The sequence below is a fragment of the Nakamurella multipartita DSM 44233 genome, from assembly GCF_000024365.1.
GTDB lineage: Bacteria > Actinomycetota > Actinomycetes > Mycobacteriales > Nakamurellaceae > Nakamurella > Nakamurella multipartita.
This window is the reverse complement of record NC_013235.1, coordinates 3,812,832-3,835,828: the sequence shown is the minus strand read 5'-3', so window position 1 is coordinate 3,835,828 and position 22,997 is coordinate 3,812,832. Positions and strand designations below refer to the sequence as shown.

The window sequence follows — 22,997 nt, the reverse complement described above, 5'->3', positions numbered from 1 at the left end:
TCACGCTGCTGGACCAGGCGCTGGACGCCGGCTGGTCCCTACGCGACGCGTGCGGCGTACTGGAGCTGCCCGAGCGACGCGCGTACCGCTGGTTGGACCGCCGAGCCGAGGGACGGTTGGCCGACTCGCCGCCGGGCGGGTCGCCGATGCACGGCCTGCTCGACGATGAGGTGGCCGCGGTCCTGGCCTTGTTCGACGAGTGGGGCGAGACCGACCGCAGTCATCGCAAGCTGGCCCACCGGGGCTCCTACCTGGGCCGGGTATGGGTGTCACCATCAACGGTGCGGCGAGTGTTGTTCCTGGCGGACAAGCACTTCCGGCCGCTGCCCAAGCCCGGCCGCAGCTCCAAGCGGCCGTTCCCGGAATGGGCCGAGTACAAGCCGAACAGTCTGTGGATCTACGACACAACGCACTTCACCAGGGCCGGGATGGCGGTGCTGATCGTGGAGGACCTGGTCTCCCGCAAGTGGCTGAGCACGGTCGTGTCGGCCGAGGAGACCTCGACGCAGGTGCAGGTCGGCTTCACCCGCGCCCTGCACGCCGAGGGGCTGCTACAGCTGGTCGACGCCCGGCACGACGACGGCCGCGTCGACCTGGGCGTCGACGACGAGCACCGGCCGATCCTGCTGGCGATCTCGGACAACGGCCCGCAGATGACCTCCGGGTCGACCCGCGAGTTCATGGCGTTGTGCGCGATCGCCCAGCACTTCGGCCGGCCCGGCACACCGACCGACCAGGCGTGGATCGAGAGCCTCAACGGGCACCTCAAGGCCGAGTACCCGCACCTCCTGGCCATCCGCGACCCGGCTACGCTGCGTGCCGAACTGGACCAGGTGCGGGCGCACTATAACGGGGTCCGGCTGCACCAGGGCATCGGCTACGTCTGTCCCAACGACGAACACCAAGGACGAGGAGCCCAGATCCGCAAGGCCCGCCAGGCCGGCCTGGAAACCGCCCGCCAACGACGGCTAACCTGGCACCGCGAGCACCGGAACGACCAACACCAACCACCCGCCCCGGAGCCCGACGATGTTGGCTAATCAAACGCCGAAATGCGTCATTAAGTCAGACACACGTCAGTGGTCGATCACAGCATCCCGACCAGCCTGGGCGGGACCGACACCATCGAGAACTATCGGCCCGCCCATAACAGTTGCAACCGGCAACGGGGCAACCTGCCCGATGGCACTGTGGGTACGAACTCGGGAGCGCTTGACCCCTGGGCACCTACCCCCTGGGGGTACCCAGGGGCAGCCGCTCGGCGGCATAGGCGTACATCTGGGGCCCCAATTCCCCGAGGGGCAGGGGGCGGTCGCAGTGTCTGACCTATCTCGTCTCGAAGTCCTGCGCGGCCGGCTAGAGGACGTACTGGCCGACCCGGACACCTCCCCGCGCGACCTAGCCTCTGTCTCCCGGGAGTACCGGCAGACCCTCTCAGCGATCGCGGAGCTGACTCCGGCGGCCGAAGGGTCCCCGCTGGACGAGATCACGGCCCGGCGTCGGAAGCGTGGCGCGTCGTGATGACTGTCTTGGCTACGGACCCGACCTTCAGCCGGGTGCCTGATGGTGATGACACGACGGGCCGGGAGGCAGTCGAGCTGGCTCGGCGCTACGGGGTCGGGTTGGACGAATGGCAGGCCGCCGTGATCTGCGGAGTGCTGCGGGAATCGGGCAGTGGCTGGTCAGCGTCGCAGGCCGGCCTGGTGGTGGGCCGACAGAACGGCAAGGGTCAGATTCTGCTGGCGCTGGAACTGGCGGGGTTGTTGCTGCTGCGGGAATCGGTGTTGCACACGGCGCACGCGGTCAAGACCTCCAGCGACGCGTTCCGGCGCCTGGTCGCGGTGGTCGACGGGCACGACGATCTGACCCGCCTGGTGCGTCGTCGGAGTCATCAAGTGGGCCAAGAGTTCCTGGAGTTGGCCTCAGGCTCGCGGGTGTCATTCACGACAAGGTCGGCATCGGCGGGCCGCGGGTTGTCGATCGACCGGCTGGTGGTGGACGAGGCCGAGGATCTGCCGGCGGCCGAGGTGGGTGCGTTGGCGCCGACGGTGTTCGCGCGGCCCCGTGCTCAGTCCCTGTACGTGGGGACGGCGCCTGGTCCGATGCATGACGCCGAGGCGTTCACGACGATGCGCCGCGCCGCGCATCATGGCCTGAATCCTCGGTTGGCGTGGTGGGAGTGGTGCGCCCAGTGGGGTGATGACATCGACGACCAGAAGCTGTGGGTGCGGGTCAACCCTGCGGTGGCATCGGGTCGGGTGCCGTTGCAGGCGATCCAGGACGACCGGTCCATCCTCCCACCGGATCAGTTCCGAGCGGAGCGGTTGTCGATGTTCCTGCCGCGCTCATCGGGGCCTGTGGTGTTCGACCCGAGGCGGTGGGACGAGCTGACGGACGAGGGTTCTGCTCCGCTGCGGGACATCTCGATAGGTGTGGATGCGCCGCCGTCGCGGGATGCGGTGACGGTCTGCATTGCCGGCCGCCGGGCAGATGATCGACTGCACATCGAGTGGTACGAGACCGCGAGCGGATTGGGATGGCTGCCCGAGTGGGTGGCAGCCAGACTGAACCCGCAGGTGCGCGCAGTGGTGGTGGATTCACGGAATCCGTGTGCCGAACTGGATTGGGCGTTGGCCGGTGTGCGACCGACGCTGATCGGAACCCGGGAGGTTGTCGCGGCGGCGGGTGCCCTGTTCGACGCGGTCAGCGATGGGAAGGCGCGGCACCGTGGCCAGGTCGAGTTGACCCGCGGCATTCTCGGTGCGGTTCAGCGGCCGATGGCCGGTGGACAAGGCTTCGGGTGGGATCGGAAGGCACCCGGCTCATCGGCGTTGCTGGCTGCGTCCCTGGCGGTCTGGGGTGTGGATGGTGAGGTTCGTAAGCCTCGGCGGAAGCAGCCCGGGGAGCCGCGCCGGGTCAGCGCGGGCCGTCGCGGCGGTCTAGGTGGGGTCCAGTGACCACTGGCGCTCAGGAACGCTGTGGACGTTGCGGACCCGATCTCACGAACAGGGGTCTGGTTGCTCGCCCTCGGGGTTGGTGCAGTGGATGTGGATTCTTCTTCGACCAGTGGGGAATGCAAATTCTTGAGCCGTGGCTGAAATGCCGTGTGCACAAACAGATATTGGGTAGCTGTCCACACAGCGGCTCCCTGAAATAGTAGTGATGAACTAGAATTGGTATAGGCGACTACACCTTCTTCAAATTGGTCCCTCCGCACTGGACCTGAAGAGGTAGTTCATGGCGTACGAAGTCGGTGTAGGCGTTCTGAGCATCATTCCGTCGCTCAAGGGCTTCGACGCGGCGATGGACAAGCAACTGTTCAAGCCGCTGAACAAGGCCTCGGATCAGTCCGGCTCGGATTCCGGCGGATCCTTCCTCGGTGGATTCAAGGGCGCCGCGATGGCTGGCATTGCCGGCATTGCGGCTGCGGTCGGTGCGGCGTTCGTGGACTCGTACACCGAGGCCCTGGACGTGCGGAAGATGCAGGCGAAAGCTCAAGCCTCGCTTGGGTTGACGGCGGATCAGGCGAAGAACCTGGGGAAGTCGGCGGGCAATCTGTACGCGCAGGGGTACGGCGACTCGATCAGTGAGCTGACCGACTCGGTCGCCTCGGTGCAATCGGCGTTCCAGAACCTCAAGCTTCCCGACTCCCAGTTGGAGCGACTGACCGGGAAAGCACTGTCGTTCTCGCAGGCGTTCGGCGGCGACGTCGAGACCGTGTCGCAGAACGTGAACACCCTGCTCGGTTCCGGTCTGGTCAAGAGTGCAGACGAGGCGTTCGACCTGTTGACCAAGTCCTCCCAGAAGGTGCCGGCTGCGCTGCGGGGTGATATCTCCGACGCCTCCGATGAGTACTCGCAGTTCTTCCGCACCTTAGGTTTTTCCGGGGATCAGGCTTTCGACGCCCTGGTGAAGGGCGCCGACAAGGGCACTTTCGGAATTGACAAGACCGGCGACGCGATCAAGGAATTCACGATCCGATCCACCGACATGAGCGCATCGTCGGTCGGTGCATTCCAGGCGATCGGCCTGGACGCGCAGACCATGGCGAACAAGATCCTCGCCGGTGGGGACGACGCGAAGGGTGCGTTCGACCAGATCACCGACGGGATCTTGGCGATCCAGGACCCGGCCGCGCAGTCTCAGGCCGCGCTGGCCCTGTTCGGGACGCCGCTGGAAGACATGAACGTGCAGGACATCCCGGAGTTCCTCAAGGGCCTCAAGGGCATGTCGGGCGGGATGGGCGACGCCGCGGGTGCCGCCGACGCCATGGACCAGGCAATGGGTTCGACCACCAGCGGGATCGAGCTGCTGTGGCGGAACCTGAAATCGAACCTCGTCGGGTTCATCACCGATCAAGTGATCCCCGCGGTCAGCGAGTTCACGTCATGGCTCGCGGAGAAGTTGACGCCGGTCATCAGTGAGGTTGTCGCCTGGCTGGGCGAGCACCTCGGACCGGTGATCTGAATCCCCCCGGCGTGTCCGGAGGCTGTCTCAAACGGTGAGTCCGGCGGTTTGCTGGGCTCGGTGGTGAGCGTAGAACGCGTCCTCGAGTTCGGCTGGTGGGATGTCGCCGCAGTACTCGTGCAGGCGTCGGTGGTTGTACCAGTCGATCCATTCGGCGGTGGCGAATTCGACGGAGTCGATGCTGCGCCAGGGGCCGCGGTGACGGATCACTTCGGCCTTGTACAGGCCGTTGATTGTTTCGGCCAGGGCGTTGTCGTAGGAGTCGCCGACGCTGCCGACCGATGCTGCGATGCCGACCTCGGCGAGGCGTTCGGAGTACCGGATGGATGTGTACTGGGACCCGCGGTCGCTGTGCGCCACGACGTGTTCCACAGTCCGGTCGGCCCGTTGACGGGTCCAGATGGCCTGCTCCAACGCGTCCAGGACGAGCTGTGTGGTCATCGTGGTCGCGACCCGCCAGCCCAGGATGCGGCGGGCGTAGGCATCGGTCACCAACGCCACGTACACCCATCCCGACCAGGTACTCACGTAGGTGATGTCGGCCACCCACAAACGATCCGGCACGAGCGCGCCGAACCGTCGTTGCACCAGGTCAGCGGGCCGCTGCGCACCCGGATCGGCGACCGTCGTCCGCTTGATCTTGCCCCGGCGGACACCGACCAGGCCGGCGGAGCGCATCAGCCGTTCCACGGTGCACCGGGCCACCGAGACGCCTTCCCGGTTCAGCTGCAGCCACACCTTCCGGGCACCATAGGTGCCGTGGTTGTTCTCTGTGTGGACCCGGCGGATCTGCTCGAGCAGGGCCGCATCCCGCACCGCGGCCGGCCGCGTCTGGGCGGGCCGGGCGGCGTGCTCGTAGTAGGTGGACGGGGCGATCCGCAGACCCAGGTGCTCGGACAGGACCTTGCAGATCGGCTCGACTCCCCACCGCAGACCGCCGGCCTCCCGGCGGCCTGCGTGGCGGCGGATGAACTCCGCGATCAGTGGGAAGGCCGGTCGAGCTCGGCCGCGAAGAAAGCCGAAGCTGCCTTCAGAATGGCGTTGGCGCGCTTGAGTTCTGCGTTCTCCCGACGCAGCCGGCGCAGCTCGGCCGACTCCTCCGAGGAGGTGCCGACCCGGGTCCCGGTGTCGACCTCGGCCTGCCGCACCCACTTACGGACCGTCTCGGCAGTACCGACGCCGAGCAGCTCAGCCACGCGGCTCATCGCCGCCCATTCGGACTCGTGCTCACCCGCGATCTCCGCGACCATCCGTACAGCCCGCTGCTTCAGCTCCAGCGGGTACCGCCTCGTTGAATCTCCCGGCATGACTCCAACCTTCCCAAGCTCTGGAGTCTCCGGACACGCCGGGGGGATTCAATCCAGAAGGTGGCGGCGTTCTTCACCGACGTGTTGGTGCCGGCCGGTCAGCAGGCTTGGGCGTGGTTCGAGGAGAACCTTCTCCCGACGATCCAGCGGGTGGGCGAGTTCATCTCCAACACCTTCGGGAACCTGTTCACGGTCCTGGGCGGGGTGATCGACTTCCTGGCGGGTGTGTTCACCGGCGACTGGTCCCGGGCCTGGGACGGGATCAAGACCATCTTCTCGGGGATCTGGGACCAGATCCAGAACATCGTGTCGGCGGCCTGGGATGTCGTGACCGGGATCGGCGGCAGGATCCTGGACTGGCTTGGTCAGCTCGCCCCGTGGGCGTGGGAGAAGATCTCCGCCTTCGGCAGCTTCCTGGTGGAGAAGGGAGCGCAGTTCCTCCAGTGGATCTGGGACGGCATCACCACCAAGGCCGTGGAGGTCTGGACGTGGTTCACGGCCCTGCCAGGTTCGCTGTGGGAACAGGTGCAGGCCGGCGCCGGGTGGTTGGTCGACCGAGGCAAGGACTTCATCCAGTGGATCTGGGACGGGATCACGGCCAAGTTCGGCGAGGTCCAGCAGTGGTTCCTGAACCTGCCATCGGCCCTGTGGGGGGCGATCCAGGGCGCCTGGTCTACGGCCACGCAATGGGGCGGCCAACTGATCAAGTACATCATCGACGGGATCTCCGGATCTGATCCGTACATCGCCGCCGAGCTGTCGCGAACCCTGATCAAGGCAGCGGAGGCTGTCGTGCCCGGGCTGGGCGGCCTGATCGACCTGACCGGCGTCGACGTGGACAAGAACATCAACGACTACCTGTCGAGCCTGAGCTTCAGCCGCAACGCCGCGAACGCTGCGCTCTCGGCCGGTCTAAGCCTGGTGCCGGGACGGGCCACCGGTGGCCTGTTCGGTCCGTACGACGGACGTACGGGGGGCCAGATCGCGGTCGGCACCCACGGCACCGCCGACGACGTCCTGATCCGAGGATCCCGCAACGAGTTCATGGTCAACGAGAAGGCCACCGCACAGAACCTGCCGCTGCTGTGGCACATCAACGCCGGCGGCAACCCGGCGGACTTCTTCGGCCGGCTCCCCGGGTTCGCCAACGGCGGCCTGATCGGCAGCATGGGCATGCTGCTCGGTGCCTCTCTGGTCAAGGCGATCCTGCCGAGCCTGACCGAACGGGTGGCCGACAGCACGGCCAACGCGGCAGCCGGCAGTGCGTTCATCGGGAACGGGCAGTGGGGTCCGGCCACCGACGGATCCAGCCTCGCGGCGAACACCGCGGCGGCCAAGGCGTTCATCACGCAGAAGTGGGGCATCACCGACATCGGCGGGGTCTACGGCGGCTCGGTGCCAGGATCCGATCACCCCATCGGCAAGGCCCTGGACGTGATGATCGCGAACTACCTGTCCGCGGCCGGCATCGCCCAAGGCACCAGCGTCGCCGACTGGTTCGTGGGCAACCCGAACGCCTTCGGTACCAAGTACGTGATCTGGCGGGATCGGATCAACCAGGGCGGCTCGTGGGCCCCGTATCAGCATCCGTCCGGCAGCAACGACACCCTGCAACACCGGGACCACGTCCACCTGAGCTTCCTCACGGGCACCGGGCAGTTCTCCGGCGGGGCACCGGTCGCGGCCGACGATAAGCCCACGGGCCTCCTGGGTAGCTTGGCCTCGGCGCTGACCTCTGGGTTCATGGCCAAGGTCGGCGGGATCACCCCCGTGACCGGCGGCAGCGGGGTCGAGCGTTGGCGCAGCACCATGCTCCGGGCGCTGGGCATCACCGGTCAGCCGGCGTCCTACGCCGACCGGGGCCTGATGCAGATGGACTCAGAGTCCAGCGGCAACGAGCGGGCCGTGAACACCTGGGACCGCAACTTCCCGCTGTACGGCGGGTCCAAGGGCCTGATGCAGGTCATCGACCCGACGTTCCGCCAGTACGCCATTGCGCCCTGGAACAAGGACATCTTCGATCCGCTGTCCAACATCATAGCCTCGATCCGGTACAGCCTGGCCACGTACGGCAGCCTTGACAAGGCGTGGCGTGGGGTGGCGTATGACCAGGGTGGATGGCTTCAGCCGGGCGGGCAGGGTGTGAACCTGCTGAACAAGCCGGAAGCTGTACTGACGCCGGCGCAGTCGGATGCGTACATCACCCACGCGAAGGCTGTGCAGGCTGGCTACTCCGGGCAGGCACCGACGCTGGTCATCAACCTGGATTCGTCGGATCCGTTGCAGGTTGCTGTTGGTCAGATGATTGAGAACAGCCTCGAACGCGCCACCGTCGAGCTTGAGGAAGCGGGTATGCGTCGATGACAGTGTCGATTTCAACGACCAGCGGGGACACGATCGGGTGAAGAAGGATCAATCCATAGTCCACTTTCGATTCTGGTGAGACAATCCTTATGTGACCCTAGAACCGGATCCGCAGTTGCCCGTGGTTGAAACATCAATCGATGACATGATGCGGCAGGTATTCCCGGACGGACCCACCGACCACGATCCACTCGGCTCGGCCTTTATCTGGAAGCGCGAACTGTGTTCCCCAGACGGTAACCGCCAGGAGGTGCTACGCCTCACCTACAGACCCGATCTGTGGCAGTTGGATGACGTCGCGCCTGCGATCTACTCCTGGGGAATCGCTTCGGAGGTTATCGAGTCGAACTATCCGGACCGAATCGCATACGTGAAGTTGTTGCCCATATCTGCGCCGGCCGTCAGGGCCTACGCCGAGGCGACCTTGAGCAACTACCGACTGCTGGTCATGGTCAAGCGTGGCGGTATCTGGAAAGCATGGGCTGTCTCTGACGTTGGCACAACGTCGGTCGATACAAATCGGATCATCGAGATCCTCGACCAGGATGAGGAGTCCTGAGATGTGGGATCCGCAGGGGGAGTCGAGAGTGAATAGATGAGTGAAGTGCCGAGGTTCGCGAAGATTGGCGATTTCTACATCAACCTCGATCACATCGTTGCAGTGACCGGCTTTGGCGCAGATAAGGCTTTGGTCTACACCACTGCTCTCGTGGGGGAAAGGCCTGGGGAACCGCTCACGGTCAACGTGTCCCTGGCAGATTCAATCAAGGCCATCGCTGACGCGAAGGCTCCTCGCTCTGGCGGGGCAACCTAGTTCTCAGGCGGTCGGTAGGAGCGCAAAGTTTCCGTGCGGTGGACGATCCTCGGCAAGTGATCAACTGATCACCTGCCGAGGATCTCAGCTCTCCAGCTCCCTCCACAGCCGATCGAGCGCGTCCGGTGTCCAGCGTTCCCGGTCCCGCCGATCCAGGGTGCCGGGGTTGGCCTGATCCAGCTCGGCCAACACCCGGTTCACCTCCCGCCGCAGGGCACGGCGGGTCACGCGACGGTGTCGCTTCATCGGCCCTTGTCGGCGACCGCGCCGTCTCCGAATGCCTGATGAGCGGCTCGCATTAGCGCGTCGACCAGTTGCGCGACCTCCGTGGCACTGTTGAGGATGCCTTCGGTCTCATCCTGGAGGTAGACGTTGCGCTCGATGGAGCCGTCCGCGCGAACGTACTGCTCCGGCGTCACGAAGACTCGACGCCGCCGGCCCGGGATCTCGGCGGCCAGGGCGTAGTCCAAGAGTGCCGGCGCCTGATGGCGGACTTCGTCCGGTGCCACCCGGGTGTGCTCGGTACACCAGGCCGGGCAGTGGGCGTCCAGTGCGATCGGCGTCGGGATAGTGGTGGTCATCGTCGTCACGCTCCCAGGTAGGCGTTGCGGAACCGGATCGCCGCCGCGACCAGCCTGTTCACGTCCGCCGGGTTCGCGGCCCGCTGCACCAGCTCGGCCGTGGCCGCCTCGAACTCGTCGAGGTCGGCATCCGGCTGGGGGTCGAACGCCAGGTCAGCCGCCCGACGGATCGAATCCATCAGCTCGTTGGCCTCGGCACGGTTGAGGAGCTGGGCCCGCCCGCTGAACAACTCCACGGTCGTCTGCTGCACACCGTCCGACGTCTCGAAGCATTCGACGGCGACCTCCGAAGTGACATCCCCGTCAATGCTGGTGAAGTCCTGGACGCTCAGGGTGTGCCACCGCTCGATCCCGATCTCGGGGCGATCCGCCACCCACTGGTGGGAGCCGTCGGTCGGGCACCAGTTGACCGGGCACGGGGTGATGGATGGGACGGTGGATGTGATGGTCACGGGCACTCCCCTTCGTTGGGGTCTGCGCCATGAGAACCGTCGCCTTGAGATCCGACACGTATCCGACACTTGATCTTGGAAAGTGTCTGAATACCTGCTCTGACCTGCGGTAATGCTGGTGGGCGATACTGGGATCGAACCAGTGACCTCTTCGGTGTGAACGAAGCGCTCTCCCGCTGAGCTAATCGCCCGGGAATCTCGTGCGTGACGAGCAGGGAAGACTGTACCCGATCCTGAGGCTCGCGGTGACCACCCCTCCGGTCCACGTTCGGCGCAAGGAGGTCGAGTGTGGAGGCCGCCCAAACCGGGCGTTCTGAAGTCTTGTTGGGCCGAATGGGTGAACTTGAAAAGTCCGCGTGATGGGCCCGGGGGAGCCCCGTCCCCCTTGCGAGAGGAACGGCCTGGACACCACTGCAAGGGAAAGCACTCCTGAGCACAGGCCACCGGACGGCGGGGACGACAAAGATGTACGACTTCAACACGGTGGAGTACCGGATGACGGCCACGGTGACCGAGATGGTTCTCATCTCGGACCCGACGATGCCCCCGGTGCACGCCGAGCTTCGCTATCGCAGCGACGACCCGTTCGCGGTCCAGCTGCTGCTGTCCATCGACCAGAGCCCGGCCATCACCTGGGTGTTCGGCCGCGACCTGCTGGTCGAGGGTGTGCAGGCGCCGGCCGGCATCGGCGACGTGCAGGTCTTCCCGGTGCTCGACGGCACGGTCATCGAGCTGCGCTCGGGCGAGCAGGTGGCCAGCCTGCTGGCCCACACCCAGGACCTGGCGGCCTTCCTGGACCACAGCATCGAGATCGTGCCGTCCGGATCCGAGTCGGCCTACTTCGAGATCGAGGCGGATCTGCGGGACCTGCCGATCCACGACGCCTTCGAGGCGTGAGCCACCACCGGCTCCGATCCCTGGTCGGAGCGAGCAGGCCGTAACCGCCTGCGCCAGCCGGACCCGATGGGCGAGAGCCGTTTCGGACCGGGCCCACCGAGGGGTTGGGCAGCCATGGGGATGGCTCGGCGCGGGCGGTTGACCGGTCCGACGTGGTGTCGACAACACAGGAGTGGTGCCTGGTTTGGATTGGGCGCACTACGTCGGATAGAGTTGCCGGGCTCGCGCAGCCGGGAACGGAAGCGAGAGTGAGTGCGGACGTAGCGCAGTTGGTAGCGCATCACCTTGCCAAGGTGAGGGTCGCGGGTTCGAATCCCGTCGTCCGCTCGGAAGAGGTGCCGGGCAGTAACTCGGACCGCCTCCGCGGTGGGATGGCCGAGAGGCGAGGCAACGGCCTGCAAAGCCGTGTACACGGGTTCGAATCCCGTTCCCACCTCGTACAACCCGTCCCCAGACGGTCCCGGGCGATTAGCTCAGCGGGAGAGCGCTTCCCTGACACGGAAGAGGTCACAGGTTCAATCCCTGTATCGCCCACACTTTCCTTCCCATTTCGGGTTGATGGGGTTTTGGTCATACTCGCTAGAAGCCAAGCCAGCCCCGGAATCCAACTCAACGGTTTCTCTGAGGATCCCGCCGGCCAGCGGCGGCGAGGCTACTTCGATGCACAGTGCTGATGTGCGTATTCGATGAGGTCCCCGACGCTGACACTCGCCCCGGTCGCCGGGTTCGGTGCCCAGACCGGATCGAGCGCGGGCCAGTTCTCTGATGTCCTGGCTGTGCCGTTCAGCGCGTAGGTGGTGCCGTTCACGATGACACCCACGGACTGCTTGTTCTTGCTGCCGCACGTCACGATCGCGGAATCGACGGTGAGCGGCCATTCGCCATTGAAGGAAGTCCGTTCGACCGTGGCATCACCGTTGCTCCCGCAGGCCACTAGGCCCAGCAGGAGCACCACAGCGGACCTGCGCGCCGACCGCATGCTCCTCGTGATGACGACCTCCTCATTGCTAGAGCCGTTCGATCGTCCCCGGGGGTCGTCACGCAGGTCGACGGTTGCCTTGCCGCTGTGCGGCTGCCCTTCAAGGGCGCAGTGGCTGCGTCGGCGATTCGGCAACCAGGGACGACTGGACGTCCTCCGGGGCTCGCTTCCAGGCTTCTAGTCACCGACGTGCCACCCGCGGCGGGCGAGTACCGCCGACTGCGACTCGTCAGCCGCCGCTGCGCTCTCTGGGAGGGACTGTCCCACAAACGGTGTTTCTGGCCTGACACGCTGGGCGTTGCTCGGCGGGGAAGGTGCCGTGATGACCGCGACACTCAATGGTGTGCCTAGGAAGAAGCCGGTCGAGGAGTTGTCAGCGGTCATGAAATTCCCCAGGTCGGGGTGGGTGTCCGTCACGTAATTCCCCACCCTGGTGCGTCACGTAATTCCCCATGGGGACGACGGCGTGCCGTCGGCTGGTGGGTCCTGCTCGCAGTTCACGCTCACCGCCGGCCGTCAGGTGGCCCGGACGGGAGCGGTGATGGGCAGGAGGAGCTTCGACGTGGTGGATCTGCTGGAGTTGTTCACGCACTGGGAGGCGGGCCGGTCTCAGTCGCAGATCGCGGACAGCCTCAACCTCGATCGGAAGACAGTGCGCAAGTACACGGCGCCGCTGGTGCAGCGGGGCCTTGGCCCTGACAGTCTGATCTGGCCCCGGGTTGGCGGTTCGACTTGGCCCCACCACCGGTGTCGGCAGGTCGAGGCGTGACGGTTTGAAGTGGCCCCACCTTCGACACGCCGGGCGCGTTGTGACGGTTTGATCTGGCCCCACCCCGACGGTGAATCCGAGTTGTTCGGTGTTCTCGGGTGAAGGGGCAGGGATGGGGTCGAGGGTGGAGTTGTTCGCTGTCATCCGGCGCGACGCCCGGGTCGAGGGATTGTCGATCCGCGAGCTCGCTGATCGGCATCACGTGCACCGCAGAACCGTTCGGCAGGCGATGGCCAGTGCGTTACCGCCGCCGCGGAAGACACCGGTGCGGGTCTCCCGGAAGCTCGAACCGTTCAAGGTCACGATCGACGACTGGCTGCGGGCGGACCTGGACGCGCCGAGGAAGCAACGCCACACCGCGAAGCGGGTGCTGGACCGGCTCCTCGACGAACACGGCGCCGCCGATGTGTCGTACTCGACGGTGCGGGATTACGTCGCCCGGCGACGCCCGGAGATCGCCGCCGCGGCCGGCCGGACCTTGTCGCAGGGTTTCGTCCCGCAGACCCATGAGCCGGGTGGTGAGGCCGAGGTCGACTTTGCCGATCTGTGGGTCGTGCTGCGCGGGGTGAAGACCAAGACGTTCCTGTTCACCCTGCGCCTGTCGTATTCCGGGAAGGCGGTGCACCGGGCGTTCGCCACCCAGGGCCAGGAGGCGTTCCTGGAAGGTCATGTGCACGCGTTCACCGAACTGGGCGGCACCCCGATCGACAAGATCCGCTACGACAACCTCAAAGCCGCGGTGTCCCGGGTGCTGTTCGGTCGTGGCCGGGAGGAATCCGGCCGGTGGGTGGCGTTCCGATCCCATTTCGGGTTCGATGCGTTCTACTGCCACCCCGGGCAGGAAGGTGCCCACGAGAAGGGCGGCGTCGAAGGCGAGGGCGGCCGGTTCCGCCGCAACCACTGCGTCCCGATGCCGGTCGTGGACTCCGGGCGTGTCAGATGGTCTGTGTAGGAACCGCGATCGGATGCTGAGGCGGGTGCCTCGCGAAGGAGCGGATCATGACCATGACCGAGCAGTCCTCATCGGTGCCGTCGTCGCCGGTCGATGATGAGGTGCCGGGTCCGGCCCGGTCGACTGGTCGGCAGCTGCGGGAGTTGCTGGCCGACGACGTGTGGCTGGATGAGTTGATCGACCGCGCCGAGGCCGGCGGGGTCAGGTTGACCGGCGAGGGCGGGTTCTTGCCGGAGATGATCAAGGCTGTGCTCGAACGAGGCCTGGCCGCGGAATTGACCGGGCACCTGGGCTACGAAGCGGGCGACCCGGCTGGTCGGGGCTCGCCGAACAGTCGGAACGGGCACACCCCGAAAACGCTCTCGACCGAGGTCGGTCCGGTTCCGTTGAGCGTGCCGCGGGACCGCAAGTCGACGTTCGAGCCGCGGCTGGTGCCCAAGGGCCAACGCCGCCTGGGCGGGTTGGACGAGCAGATCATCAGCCTCTACGCCGGCGGCATGACCGTCCGCGATATCCAGGCCCATCTGGCCCGGACACTGGGCACCGAGCTGTCCCACGACACGATCAGCAAGATCACCGACGCGGTCCTGGAAGAGGTCAAGGCCTGGCAGTCCCGGCCGTTGGAAGAGCTCTACCCGATCATGTACCTGGACGCGATCGTGGTGAAGGTCCGCGACGGGCACCAGGTTCGGAACAAGAGCGCGTACATCGCCGTCGGCGTCGATATGGCCGGGATCAAGCACGTGCTGGGGATCTGGGTGCAGTCCACCGAGGGCGCCAAGTTCTGGGCCGGGGTCTGCGCCGAGCTGGCCAACCGGGGCGTCAAGGACGTGCTGATCGTGTGTTGCGACGGGCTGACCGGGCTACCCGAGGCGATCGAGGCGACCTGGCCGCGGACGACCGTCCAAACGTGTGTGGTCCACCTGATCCGGGCCTCGATGCGGTTCGTGTCCTACACCGACCGGCGGGCTGTCGTGGCCCAGCTCAAGACGATCTACACCGCCCCGACCGTGGACGCCGCCGAGACGGCGCTGTTGACGTTCGCCGAGACCGATCTGGCCCGCCGCTACCCGGCCTGCCTGCGGACCTGGCAGGACGCCTGGGACCGGTTCATCCCGTTCCTGGCGTTCCCATGGCCGGTCCGCAAGATCATCTACACCACGAACGCGATCGAGTCGTTGAACTACCAGCTCCGCAAGATCATCAAGAACCGCGGGCACTTCCCCAACGACGACGCAGTGGTCAAGCTGCTGTGGCTGGCCATCCGCGATATCGAGGACAAACGCGCCCGGGACCGGGCCGCGGAGAAGGGCAAACGAGTCGGACGCACCGCCGAGGGCCGGCTCGTCGAGGGCCAGGTCACCACCGGTTGGAAACCCGCGCTCGGTGCACTGGCCATCCAATACCCCGACCGCATCACCCCCAGGATCAGCTGACCAACCCCAACCCAAGATCAACATCGCGACTTACACAGAAAACTTGACAGCCTCTGGACTCCATCGAGCAGCTCAATGAGCTGCTCGTCGCGGCGGACGCGAAGGATAACTACCGGCGGATCGCGAGCCGCACCAACACCGTCGCCCAGGACTGGGCGTTCGAACGGGACACGCTGCGGCCGTTGCCGTCCGAGGTGTTCCCGACCTGGCTGACTCTGACCCCCAGGGTTGACCGGTATGCCCGGGTGACCGTCCGGCAACGGCACTACTCGGTGCCGGCCCGGTTCATCGGCCGCCGGGTCCGGGTGCAGCTCGGCGCTTCATCGGTGACCGCGTTCGACGGTCGCACCGTCATCGCCACCCATGAACGGGTCATGCTCAAGGGCGGCCAGTCCCTGGTCCTGGACCACTACCTCGAGGTGCTGCAACGCAAACCCGGCGCACTGCCCAACGCGACCGCGTTGGTGCAGGCCCGCGCGTCCGGAATGTTCACCGCGGCGCATGAGGCGTTCTGGGCCGCCGCCCGCAAGGCTCATGGTGACTCCGGCGGCACCCGAGCGTTGATCGAGGTGCTGCTGCTGCACCGGCACCTGGCCGCCTCCGATGTGATCGCGGGGATCACCGCCGCTCTCACGGTGGGCTCGGTCAGCCCGGACGTCGTCGCTGTCCAGGCCCGCAAAACCGCGCACCAGTGCAGCGCAGACGCAGTGATCGCATCACCGAACACCACACCGGCCGGGGATCGGGTGGTCAGCCTGACCGAGCGGCGCCTGGCGGAGCTGCCCGCCGACTCGCGCCCGTTGCCGTCGGTGTCGCAGTACGACGAGCTGCTGACCAGGGAATCGTCATGACCGCGACCCGACGGGGCGTCACCGAGGAAGCCGCCGTCGCTGCGGTCGATTCCGCCTGCCGGCTGCTGCGATTGCCGACGATCCGGTCCCGGTTCGGCGAGATCGCATCCGCGGCGGAACGAGAACAACTGACCTACCTCGGATTCCTCGCCGAACTGGTCATGGCCGAGTGCGATGACCGGGACAAACGACGATCCATCCGGCAGATCACCGCGGCCGGATTCCCTCGCCCGAAACGGATCGAGGAGTTCGACTTCGCCGCCAACACCTCCATCACGCCGGCGGTCATCAACCAGCTCGCGACCTGCGCATGGGTCAAGACCGGTCAACCGCTGTGCCTGATCGGCGACTCCGGCACCGGCAAAACCCACCTGCTGATCGCGCTCGGCACCGCCGCCGCCGAGAAGGGCTACCGGGTCCGCTACACCCTGGCGTCCAAGCTCGTGAACGAACTCGTCGAAGCTGCCGACGAGAAACAACTGTCGAAGACGATCGCCCGCTACGGCCGAGTCGACCTCCTCTGCATCGACGAACTTGGCTACATGGAACTCGACCGCCGCGGCGCCGAACTGCTGTTCCAGGTCCTCACCGAACGAGAAGAGAAGTCCGCCATCGCCATCGCCTCCAACGAAGCATTCTCAGGTTGGACGAAGACCTTCACCGACCCCCGGCTCTGCGCCGCCATCGTCGACCGACTCACCTTCGCCGGTCAAATCATCGAAACCGGGACCACCAGCTACCGGCTCGCCCACGCCCGAGCCGCAAAGAGCAAGTAGCACGGCCGAGCAACCAATCCGAACGGGGCCAGATCAAACCGTCACCCCGGGGCCAGCTCAAGTTGACATAGCCAGGGCCTGGTGCCCGGCGGCCCGCCGGTCGGCGAGCAGGTATGGGAGCAGCGGATCGCGCAGTGGTTTCCTCAGGTGGTCGACCGAAGGTTGCGGCAGGTGACTTGGCCGCAGATTGAGGCGCATCGGGATTACATCGTCGAGCAACTCGGCGAGGGCGTGACGGTGGCGACGATCAGCCAGCGGCTGACCGATGAGCATGGGCTGATCGCGTCGGAGTCGTCGGTGCGGCGATGGATGAACGCGAACCTGACCGAGCAGGTCGCCCGTCACCGGGCGTCGCCGCCGCGGCCGCCGGTGGAACCGGGCAGCGAAGCACAGATCGACTACGGCGCTCTGGGGTCGTGGGTCGACCCGGCCACCGACCGGCGGCGGACGTTGTGGGCGTTCGTGATGGTGCTGGCATGTTCCCGGCTGATGTTCGTGCACCCGGTGCTCCGGTTGGACCAGACATCCTGGTGTGCAAGCCATGTGCTCGCGTTCGAGTACTTCCAGGGTTGCGTGGCCCGGCTGGTGCCGGACAATCTGAAGACCGGAGTCGACCGGCCGGACCTGTACGACCCGAGGATGAACCGGGCCTACGCCGAGCTGGCCAGCCATTACGGTGTGCTGCCCGACCCGGCGCGGGTCCGAAAGCCCAAGGACAAGGCCCGGGTAGAACGGGCCATGCCTTACGTGCGTGACTCGTTCTGGCGGGGCCGCACTTTCACCAGCCTGCAACAGATCCAGCAGGCCGCCGTGGTCTGGTGTGACGAGGTCGCGAACGTCCGCAAACACCGCAGCCTGGACGGCGCAACGCCCCGGTCGGTCTTCGACGCCGTCGAGGCCCCGGCTCTGCAACCGTTGCCGCGCAACGAGTTCGTCCTCGCGACCTGGTCGGTCGGCAAAGTAGGGGTTGATTGCCACCTCAAAGTAGGCCCCGCTCTCTACTCGGTGCCGTGGCGGCTGATCGGACAGCAGTTGCACGCTCGGACGGCCGGCGGCACGGTGCAGATCCTGCACGAGAACAAGGTCGTGGCCACCCACATCAGGCTGCCCAGGGGACGGGCGACCGACTTCGAGCACTACCCGCCGGAGAAGATCGCGTTCCACATGCGCAACCCGACCTGGTGCCGCAACGAGGCAAGCAAGATCGGTCCGGCGACCGCCGCCGTCATCGACGAGCTGATGGAGCACACCGCGATCCACCGGCTCCGCTCGGCCCAAGGCATCATCGGCCTGGCCGGCCGTCCCGGCATCGGCCCGGACCGGCTGGAAGCGGCTTGCGCCCGCGCGTTGGCCGTCGGCGATCCCCGCTACCGGACGATCAAGGGGATCCTCGCGGTGCACGCCGAAGCCCCACCGGCCGAACCCACCGCCGGCGCTGCCGCGGACACACCCGCGTTCCTGCGCGGACCCGAGCAACTCCTCGGCTAACTCCGCTCCGACGGGCCCCGCTCGGGTGGCCGGTCCAGCCCCGGGCCAGCTTCGGCGGTTGGCCCGCCCCACGCTCACCGGACTTCGTTTCCTTTGTCTTCCTTCTACTCTCATCGAGAGGAAACACCACACAATGACGATCCTGGACCCATCGCTGCGGGACGCGTTACGCACCCTCAAGCTCACCGGGATGCTGCAGACCCTGGACGCCCGGCTGACCCAGACCCGCGACGGCACCCTGGGCCACCTGGAGTTCCTGCAGGTCCTGTGCGAGGACGAGATCGCCCGCCGGGAGACCGCTGCCCTGGCCCGCCGCGTCCGCCGCGCCCGGTTCGAAGAACAGGTCACCCTCGAAGGCTTTGACTTCGCCGCGAACCCGAAGATCCCCGCCCCGCAGATCCGGGGCCTGGCCGCCCTACGCTGGCTGGGCGCCGGCGAATCGGTCATCCTGTTCGGCCCGGTCGTTATCCCCGGTTCCTGACGCGCCCTCATCACTGTCATCACCGAGCCCTGTCCTGACGTCCTGCCATCGTCGTTTCCTCGCAATCAGCGGGTCTTCTTCGACGAGATGGAACGGCAACGATGGCGCAGAGCGTGATGGCCCGACCCGACGGCGGGCCTCGCACGTGGACGGTGATCGATCAGGGATACCGGACGGTCGGACCGGTCGAGGAGTGGCTGGAGGCCCACCGGCATCTTTGGTCGCCGAACACGGTCCGCGGGTACGCGACCGCGCTGAGCCAGTGGTGGACGTTCCTTGAACAGCGGGCCGAGTCCGGGCGGTGGAACGAGATCGGCGTGCCGACGGTGTCGGCGTTCGTGTCCTGGATGCGCAACGGGCGCCGGGTCGAGCGTTCCCTGGTGCCGGAGGACGGGCCGTCGCCGGAGACGATGCAGGCGCGGCTGGCCGCGGTCATCTCCTTCTACACGTGGCACGAAGCCGTGTCCGGCGTTCCGGTGGCCGGCCGGTTGATGCGTGGAGCGCCGCGGCGGGCAGTGGCCCGGGGGCTGCTGTCCCATCTGGATGCCCGCTCGGGGCCCGCTCCGACGTCGCTGGTCCGGGTGCGCCGCAGCCGGCGGCATCGTCCGCCGTTGCTGATGCCCCAGCAGATCCAGGCGATCCTGGATGGCTGCGCCACCTACGATCCAGACACCGGTGAATGGGTCGGAAACCTGCGTGACCGGCTGCTTTTCGCCGTTCTTGCGGAGAGCGGCATGCGGATCGGCGAGGCGTTGGGTTTGCGGATCAGCGACTTCGTGATGGGTCGCGGCGGCACCCCGTTCATCGAGATCGTGCCTCGCGCGGACAACACCAATGGGGCGCGGGTGAAGATGATGCGTCCCCGCCGGGTCTACGTCGGCGCCGATCTCGAGCGGCTGTTCGCCGACTACCTGACCCTCCTGGCCTGCACAGCAGCCGATATGGGCATCGCGGTGGCGGCGGACTCGCCGCTGCTGGTCAACCTGCAACGGCCGCCGCTGCTGGCTGCGCTGCACGAGGGCACCGTCCGCGACAAGACGGCCGCGCTGCGGAAGAAGGGGATCGGCCCGCCCGGGTGGACCCCGCACTGGTTCAGGCATAGCCACGCGACCGCGTTGCTGCTGGCCGGCACGGCGGAGTGGGTGGTGTCCCGTCGGCTGGGGCACGCCCACGTCCAGACCACGCTGGACCTCTACGGCTGGGTCCGCGAGGACGAGGCGCTGCGGGCGGCGGCGAACTGGACGTCGTACGCGTCCAATTGGCGGGTGACCGATGCGCCGTGAACCGGGCGGGGGCCTTCGGCCCGCCGAGGACCTGGATCCCGTTCATCGGCTCTGGCTGGAGCTGCCCGAGCAGTGGCGGGGTCCGGTGATCGGACCCGGCATCGCGAACTGGGACCGGATCACCGAAAACGGCGACAGGCGAATCGATCTGACTGGGCTGCCTGACCCGTTCCCGGCCGAACTCGCGTGGATGGCGCACTGGCAGTCCGTCGACGGGACCCGATCGACGGTGCTGGCGATGAACCAGCTGGCCAACATCCTGCGCCGCGCCATCCGCGAGGGGCACCCGTTCCCCACCTCGATGCTGGCCTTGGACTGGGAGACGGCCTCGGCGTTGCAGGGGTGGTTCTACGCGCACCGCTGGGGGCGGCTCCCACCCAAGGACAGCCGTAGCCGGCTGCGGGTGCTGTTCCGGTTCGCCCGGCAGGCGTTGATCGCCCGCTGCCACGATGGCCCGTGGTGGACGCTCGACGAGTGGCATCCACGTTGTGATCCGCGGATACCGCTGTCGACCCGGGAACCACAGGCCAACTACGGGTGCTCGCCCGGGCAGATCACCCAGCCCTGGCTCCGGGAAGCCGTCAAGTGGTACCTGGGGACCCAACTGGAGTCCGGGGCGCTGCGCTGGACGACCGTGAGCCAGGACCGGATGAATTGCCTGCGCCGGTTCGACGTCTGGCTGACCAGTTGCCTGGACGATCCCATCGAGGTGCTCGGCGATCCAGCGGCGGCCGCCGGGCAGGCGGACAGATATCGACGTTGGGCCATGGAACCGGGCCACCGGAAGACCGGCACGTTCGACCGTCGGACGCCCCCGAAGCCGGCCCACCCGCGCCTGATCAACGACGACATCCGGGCAGTGGCAGATCTGTTCACCTTCATGGTGGCCAACCGAGACCGGGCCCACATCGTCACCGGATACGCCGTCTGGGATCGGGTCACCGACACCCACGTGGCCGGATGGTTCCGCCAGGTCTCCCGCATCCCGCGGACACCCACCCTGAACGACCGGCACTACGTCGACGACCACGCGCTCGCCCAGATTCCGGGTGCGCTGCCGTTGCTGGGCTTGCCCCGGGACCAACAGATGACGATCACCCGGGGCGACGGCACCCAGGTTCTCGCCGCCGGCTTCGACGATCCGCAGGCGATGCGGATGATCCTGCTGCAGATCCTGACCGGGCGTCGGTCCAGCGAGATCCGCACGTGCGAGTTCGATTGCCTGTCACCGGCTCCCGATATCTCGGTGCAGTCCGGGCAGGACCAGGAAGTCGTCCGGTTCCGCTACGCCCAAAGCAAGATCGACACCGCGCCGGACACCATCCTGGTCGACCGCGAGGTCTCCGCGGTCATCGAGGAGCAGCAGCGTTGGGTCCGCGAACACCTGCCGGAGTTCGAACCGCGGCATCTGTTCGTGCAGCGGACCGGGAACCGCAACGGCGACAAGCCCTACCCGCCGGGAACCTACAACTGGATGCTCCGGGAGCTCAGCAACGTCGCGCGGATCACCGACGGCCAGGGCCGGCAACTGCAACTGAGCAACACGCACCGGTTCCGACACACCAAGCTCACTCGGCTCGCCGAACTCGGCCTGCCCATCCACGTCCTGCAGCGGTACGCCGGGCACGCCACACCGACCATGTCGATGCACTACGTGGCGCAGCGCGAGGAACACGCCGAGCAGGCGTTCCTGGCCACCGTCAAGCTGCGGGCCGACGGCAGCCGGGTCCAGTTCTCCCGTGAGGACCACGACGGCCTGCACCTGCTCGACCGGGCCGACCGGTTCCTGCCCAACGGCTGGTGCCTGCTGCCCCCGCTCCAATCCTGCGACAAGGGCAACGCATGTTTGAGCTGCTCGGTCTTCGTCACCGACGCGACCCACGAGCCGACACTACGACGCCAACAGGCCGAGACCGAAGCGTTGATCACACGCACAACCAACGCGTTTCGGGAGAAGCACGGTCGCGCCATGCCCGAGGACAATGTTTGGCTCGCGCAGCGTCGAGCCGAGCAAGCGGCGCTCACCCGGCTGTTGGACACGATGGCCGACCACCCCGAACGGGCGGTGCAAGGAGGCGGATGCGGCGCACCTCCGACAGGCCCGGTGCCCCTGGCACTCACCGGACCCAGGCGCAGGACCCGGCCATGACCGACGCGAACGCGAAACGCGCCGCGACGCTGACCGCCGCAGCCAAAGCGAAATCAGCCGCGAAGACCCAGGCCGCCGAGCAAGGCATCCGCGCGCTGGTCAAACGGGGCGAGTCCGTCACCTTCCAGGCCGTTCAACGGGAAGCCGGCGTCTCGCACGCCTTCCTCTACGGCAGCCCGGACCTCCGCGCGCGGATCGAGCACCTACGTTCCCGCGGCCGCCCGGGACCGACGCCAGCCAACCCACCGGACTCGGAAAGCACGCTCGTCCTGAGCCTGACCGCCCAGATCACCCAGCTCAAGAAGCGGCACCGGCAAGAGATCCAGACCCTCAAAGACGCGCTCGCGCAAGCCCACGGGGAGAACCTTGAACTTCGCCGCGAACTCGCCCGCAAGGGCAGCTGCGCCCGGCACCACACCGCTCACGTTGCATCGATCGCAGAAACGTCATGACCAGCGCAAATGTCGCTCGCAGGAGCCCAAACCGTCGATAACGGTCGGGGTCGGCAAGACCCACGTCGCCCAAGCCCTCGGGCACCTCGTCGCCCGGCGGGGCGGCGAGGTCCGCTTCGCCAAGACCAGCCGGGTGCTGGCCGACCTCGCCGGCGGGCACGCAGACCGCACCTGGGGTGCCCGGGTCCGCGAGTACACCCGACCCGCCGTCCTGATCCTGGACGACTTCGCCCTCCGGGAGCACACCGCCGCCCAGGCCGACGACCTCTACGAGCTCATCTCGGAGCGGGCCGTGCACCACCGGCCGCTGGTGCTGACCAGCAACCGCAAGCCAATCGACTGGTACCCGCTGTTCCCGAACCCCGTCGTCGCCGAGAGCCTGCTCGACCGACTGATCAACACCAGCCACCAGGTCCTCATGGACGGACCGTCCTACCGGCCCCGCAAGCGGCCCGGGCGAGCCGACTCGACACCACCGCCCGCCGACCGGTAGAACCAG

18 protein-coding genes, 4 tRNA genes and 6 pseudogenes are annotated in these 22,997 nt (G+C 66.9%); 22 read left to right on the top strand and 6 right to left on the bottom strand.

The window, feature by feature from the left end; translation table 11 throughout:
* Window positions 1-116: 116 nt before the first annotated feature.
* The 4 genes from NAMU_RS17270 to NAMU_RS17255 all read left to right on the top strand — a co-directional run bounded on the left by NAMU_RS17270 (window position 117) and on the right by NAMU_RS17255 (window position 4,467).
* The gene (locus tag NAMU_RS17270; RefSeq protein WP_015747798.1) at window positions 117-1,040 is read left to right on the top strand and encodes an integrase core domain-containing protein; all 924 of its coding nucleotides are present in this window, start codon (window positions 117-119) and stop codon (window positions 1,038-1,040) included.
* Between the two features lie 39 nt (window positions 1,041-1,079).
* The gene (locus NAMU_RS31865) at window positions 1,080-1,325 is read left to right on the top strand and encodes an HNH endonuclease signature motif containing protein (protein ID WP_083785876.1); all 246 of its coding nucleotides are present in this window, start codon (window positions 1,080-1,082) and stop codon (window positions 1,323-1,325) included.
* Window positions 1,326-1,622: 297 nt separating this feature from the next.
* On the top strand, window positions 1,623-2,957 hold the full coding sequence (locus NAMU_RS17260) for a hypothetical protein (RefSeq protein WP_138180294.1): 1,335 nt from the start codon (window positions 1,623-1,625) through the stop codon (window positions 2,955-2,957).
* 280 nt (window positions 2,958-3,237) lie between these two features.
* Window positions 3,238-4,467 carry a phage tail tape measure protein gene (locus tag NAMU_RS17255; RefSeq protein WP_015748668.1) on the top strand — a complete coding sequence of 410 codons (1,230 nt, stop codon included), beginning with the start codon at window positions 3,238-3,240 and terminating at the stop codon, window positions 4,465-4,467.
* Between the two features lie 27 nt (window positions 4,468-4,494).
* Here NAMU_RS17255 and NAMU_RS17250 read toward each other — a convergent pair.
* Window positions 4,495-5,774, bottom strand: a protein-coding gene (locus tag NAMU_RS17250) for an IS3 family transposase (RefSeq protein ID WP_138180138.1) whose coding sequence is annotated in 2 segments (ribosomal slippage) — window positions 4,495-5,486 and window positions 5,486-5,774 — 1,281 coding nt in all. Because the reading frame shifts where the segments join, the coding sequence is not laid out codon by codon here.
* Window positions 5,775-5,834: 60 nt separating this feature from the next.
* Here NAMU_RS17250 and NAMU_RS29420 point away from each other — a divergent pair.
* The 3 genes from NAMU_RS29420 (at window position 5,835) to NAMU_RS29415 (ending at window position 8,952) form a co-directional block, all read left to right on the top strand.
* Window positions 5,835-8,138: a lytic transglycosylase domain-containing protein gene (locus NAMU_RS29420; RefSeq protein WP_015748667.1), complete on the top strand. Its 2,304-nt coding sequence runs from the start codon at window positions 5,835-5,837 to the stop codon at window positions 8,136-8,138.
* A gap of 91 nt (window positions 8,139-8,229) precedes the next feature.
* Window positions 8,230-8,697 (top strand): hypothetical protein, encoded by a 468-nt coding sequence (locus tag NAMU_RS17235; protein WP_138180292.1) that lies wholly within the window; start codon window positions 8,230-8,232, stop codon window positions 8,695-8,697.
* 36 nt (window positions 8,698-8,733) lie between these two features.
* Window positions 8,734-8,952, top strand: coding sequence for a hypothetical protein (locus NAMU_RS29415; RefSeq protein WP_015748665.1), 219 nt, complete (start codon window positions 8,734-8,736; stop codon window positions 8,950-8,952).
* A gap of 84 nt (window positions 8,953-9,036) precedes the next feature.
* Here the strand turns inward: NAMU_RS29415 and NAMU_RS30055 are convergent, their stop codons facing one another.
* The 4 genes from NAMU_RS30055 to NAMU_RS17220 all read right to left on the bottom strand — a co-directional run bounded on the left by NAMU_RS30055 (window position 9,037) and on the right by NAMU_RS17220 (window position 10,176).
* Window positions 9,037-9,180: a hypothetical protein gene (locus tag NAMU_RS30055; protein WP_169312513.1), complete on the bottom strand. Its 144-nt coding sequence runs from the start codon at window positions 9,178-9,180 to the stop codon at window positions 9,037-9,039.
* Window positions 9,181-9,194: 14 nt separating this feature from the next.
* Entirely contained in the window at window positions 9,195-9,533 is a 339-nt protein-coding gene (locus tag NAMU_RS17230) for a DUF6907 domain-containing protein (protein ID WP_015748663.1), read from the bottom strand.
* Window positions 9,534-9,538: 5 nt separating this feature from the next.
* Window positions 9,539-9,985 (bottom strand): hypothetical protein, encoded by a 447-nt coding sequence (locus NAMU_RS17225; protein WP_015748662.1) that lies wholly within the window; start codon window positions 9,983-9,985, stop codon window positions 9,539-9,541.
* Window positions 9,986-10,101: 116 nt separating this feature from the next.
* Window positions 10,102-10,176, bottom strand: a tRNA-Val gene (locus NAMU_RS17220).
* 274 nt (window positions 10,177-10,450) lie between these two features.
* Between NAMU_RS17220 and NAMU_RS17215 the strand changes: the two genes are divergently transcribed.
* From NAMU_RS17215 to NAMU_RS17200, 4 genes are all read left to right on the top strand, one after another.
* Window positions 10,451-10,882, top strand: coding sequence for an SsgA family sporulation/cell division regulator (locus NAMU_RS17215; protein ID WP_015748661.1), 432 nt, complete (start codon window positions 10,451-10,453; stop codon window positions 10,880-10,882).
* 254 nt (window positions 10,883-11,136) lie between these two features.
* Window positions 11,137-11,209: transfer RNA gene (locus NAMU_RS17210), tRNA-Gly, on the top strand.
* A gap of 38 nt (window positions 11,210-11,247) precedes the next feature.
* Window positions 11,248-11,318: transfer RNA gene (locus tag NAMU_RS17205), tRNA-Cys, on the top strand.
* A 26-nt stretch (window positions 11,319-11,344) separates the two neighbouring features.
* Window positions 11,345-11,416, top strand: a tRNA-Val gene (locus NAMU_RS17200).
* 118 nt (window positions 11,417-11,534) lie between these two features.
* Here the strand turns inward: NAMU_RS17200 and NAMU_RS17195 are convergent.
* Complete coding sequence (locus NAMU_RS17195; RefSeq protein WP_015748660.1) at window positions 11,535-11,837, bottom strand: DUF2511 domain-containing protein; 303 nt, start codon at window positions 11,835-11,837, stop codon at window positions 11,535-11,537.
* Between the two features lie 586 nt (window positions 11,838-12,423).
* Here NAMU_RS17195 and NAMU_RS28480 point away from each other — a divergent pair.
* The 11 genes and pseudogenes from NAMU_RS28480 to NAMU_RS17140 all read left to right on the top strand — a co-directional run.
* A pseudogene (locus NAMU_RS28480) lies at window positions 12,424-12,558 on the top strand (helix-turn-helix domain-containing protein); the annotation flags it as partial.
* Between the two features lie 184 nt (window positions 12,559-12,742).
* A pseudogene (gene istA, locus NAMU_RS17185) lies at window positions 12,743-13,558 on the top strand (IS21 family transposase); the annotation flags it as partial.
* 77 nt (window positions 13,559-13,635) lie between these two features.
* Complete coding sequence (locus tag NAMU_RS17180) at window positions 13,636-15,018, top strand: IS256 family transposase (RefSeq protein WP_407669224.1); 1,383 nt, start codon at window positions 13,636-13,638, stop codon at window positions 15,016-15,018.
* A gap of 53 nt (window positions 15,019-15,071) precedes the next feature.
* A pseudogene (locus tag NAMU_RS17175) lies at window positions 15,072-15,869 on the top strand (Mu transposase domain-containing protein); the annotation flags it as partial.
* Window positions 15,866-16,645 (top strand): IS21-like element helper ATPase IstB, encoded by a 780-nt coding sequence (gene istB, locus NAMU_RS17170; protein WP_015747350.1) that lies wholly within the window; start codon window positions 15,866-15,868, stop codon window positions 16,643-16,645. The pseudogene NAMU_RS17175 and the gene istB, both read left to right, overlap by 4 nt.
* 75 nt (window positions 16,646-16,720) lie before the next feature.
* Window positions 16,721-18,133 (top strand): annotated as a pseudogene (istA, locus tag NAMU_RS17165) (IS21 family transposase); the annotation flags it as partial.
* 133 nt (window positions 18,134-18,266) lie between these two features.
* Window positions 18,267-18,596, top strand: a pseudogene (locus NAMU_RS17160) (ATP-binding protein); the annotation flags it as partial.
* 119 nt (window positions 18,597-18,715) lie between these two features.
* On the top strand, window positions 18,716-19,897 hold the full coding sequence (locus NAMU_RS17155) for a tyrosine-type recombinase/integrase (RefSeq protein ID WP_015746535.1): 1,182 nt from the start codon (window positions 18,716-18,718) through the stop codon (window positions 19,895-19,897).
* A complete protein-coding gene (locus NAMU_RS17150; RefSeq protein ID WP_015746536.1) occupies window positions 19,887-22,046 on the top strand; it encodes a tyrosine-type recombinase/integrase in 2,160 nt (719 codons plus the stop codon). The genes NAMU_RS17155 and NAMU_RS17150 overlap by 11 nt, the downstream gene beginning before the upstream one ends.
* On the top strand, window positions 22,043-22,498 hold the full coding sequence (locus tag NAMU_RS17145) for a DUF6262 family protein (RefSeq protein WP_015746537.1): 456 nt from the start codon (window positions 22,043-22,045) through the stop codon (window positions 22,496-22,498). The genes NAMU_RS17150 and NAMU_RS17145 overlap by 4 nt, the downstream gene beginning before the upstream one ends.
* 43 nt (window positions 22,499-22,541) lie before the next feature.
* A pseudogene (locus tag NAMU_RS17140) lies at window positions 22,542-22,991 on the top strand (ATP-binding protein); the annotation flags it as partial.
* Between the last annotated feature and the right edge of the window lie 6 nt (window positions 22,992-22,997).

Bases quoted from the DNA above. Each gene is read 5' to 3' on its own strand.
- NAMU_RS17255 (WP_015748668.1), top strand. From the start codon at position 3,238: ATGGCGTACGAAGTCGGTGTAGGCGTTCTGAGCATCATTCCGTCGCTC.
- NAMU_RS29415 (WP_015748665.1), top strand. From the start codon at position 8,734: ATGAGTGAAGTGCCGAGGTTCGCGAAGATTGGCGATTTCTACATCAAC.
- NAMU_RS17230 (WP_015748663.1), bottom strand. From the start codon at position 9,533: ATGACCACCACTATCCCGACGCCGATCGCACTGGACGCCCACTGCCCG.
- NAMU_RS17215 (WP_015748661.1), top strand. From the start codon at position 10,451: ATGTACGACTTCAACACGGTGGAGTACCGGATGACGGCCACGGTGACC.
- NAMU_RS17180 (WP_407669224.1), top strand. From the start codon at position 13,636: ATGACCGAGCAGTCCTCATCGGTGCCGTCGTCGCCGGTCGATGATGAG.
- istB (WP_015747350.1), top strand. From the start codon at position 15,866: ATGACCGCGACCCGACGGGGCGTCACCGAGGAAGCCGCCGTCGCTGCG.
- NAMU_RS17155 (WP_015746535.1), top strand. From the start codon at position 18,716: ATGGCGCAGAGCGTGATGGCCCGACCCGACGGCGGGCCTCGCACGTGG.
- NAMU_RS17150 (WP_015746536.1), top strand. From the start codon at position 19,887: ATGCGCCGTGAACCGGGCGGGGGCCTTCGGCCCGCCGAGGACCTGGAT.
- NAMU_RS17145 (WP_015746537.1), top strand. From the start codon at position 22,043: ATGACCGACGCGAACGCGAAACGCGCCGCGACGCTGACCGCCGCAGCC.